The following is a 1,218-nucleotide window of genomic DNA, read 5'->3' as shown; positions in this document are numbered from 1 at the left end:
TGGCCGTTACTCCTGTTCTGCATCCACACCATAATGTCTACGCATAAGGTAGGCATAAGCTGTAGTAAATGCGGCTTCTTGCATCACTTTCAGGCCTGTTTCTTCAAAAGGTACCGGGATAGGGTTTTTCTTAACAGCTGCTTTGATATCAACTGGGGTTATCAAGCGAACATCGACTCCATCAATCAGTTCAATTGCAGCCTCCATTTTGAAACCAATCGCACCACCGGCAAACTTACCTTTTGTCGGTCTCTCTCGAATAATTACGGTATCTATTTGATAGTCTGTCATCAGTTTGGCAAACGTAGCCTGAAAGTACTTTAGACTATGGCTCTTCTCTAGCGTCACTTTTCTTACGCGACAGTCAGGGATATCGAATATCTCATCATCCATGGACAAGAGACAAATAATCGCATCACTACCCTTTAATTCAACACCACATACTTTCATAACTAAATCTCAATATTAGGAATGGCTGCATTGTAGGTAAATCTGCACGCTAATGAAATGATCAATAGCTGTTGGCGTATAGATTTCATGACAGATCAAGTAAAGCCCGGAATTAAACAGCCTAGCGGTGTCATATATCAAGTTCAAGATAAAGCCGCTACACTGCACGCCATTTTCCCACTATCAATAATCGAGATATCCATGAGCTTTCAAACCCTAGGTCTTTCCCCTCAATTATTGACTCATCTGCTTGAGCTCGGCTACCTTGACGCAACGCCTATCCAACAAGCAGCTATTCCTGAAGTTCTCGCCGGCCACGATGTGATGGCTGGGGCACAAACCGGTACGGGCAAAACCGCAGCCTTTGCCCTTCCCATTATTCAAAAACTTATTGATGCTCAAAACACCCTTAAGCCAATTAATGACAACATTGAAGAAAGCTCCTGCCAGTCACCCAAAGCCTTAGTATTAACACCTACACGAGAATTAGCACTACAAGTATTCAATAGCATAAATACTTACAGCCACAACACAAATATTCAGTCAGCTATCGCCTATGGCGGCGTTAGCTTGAACCCACAAATACAAGCTATCAAAAAGGGGGTGAGTATTGTGGTGGCTACACCTGGACGTTTACTCGACTTGCTCATGAAGGAGTGTATCGACTTAAATCACATTGAGTTCCTAGTATTTGATGAAGCAGACCGTATGCTAGACATGGGTTTCATTAATGATATAAATCGTATTTTGAGGGGCATGCCTAAACAG

General features: G+C 42.8%; 2 protein-coding genes. One reads left to right on the top strand and one right to left on the bottom strand.

Going from position 1 to position 1,218, the window contains the following annotated elements; all coding sequences use genetic code 11:
- Positions 1-6 precede the first annotated feature (6 nt).
- Positions 7-450 carry a DUF3010 family protein gene (locus A3735_RS00495; RefSeq protein ID WP_068509463.1) on the bottom strand — a complete coding sequence of 148 codons (444 nt, stop codon included), beginning with the start codon at positions 448-450 and terminating at the stop codon, positions 7-9.
- Positions 451-537: 87 nt separating this feature from the next.
- On the opposite strand from A3735_RS00495, the gene A3735_RS00490 reads away from it, so the two are divergent.
- Positions 538-1,218 (top strand): DEAD/DEAH box helicase (locus A3735_RS00490; RefSeq protein WP_231882299.1); only part of this gene is annotated, 681 nt, incomplete at its 3' end.

This window comes from Oleiphilus sp. HI0061 (genome assembly GCF_001635675.1).
The sequence above is the reverse complement of the archived record's forward strand: the minus strand, read 5'-3'. Positions and strand labels throughout refer to the sequence as shown.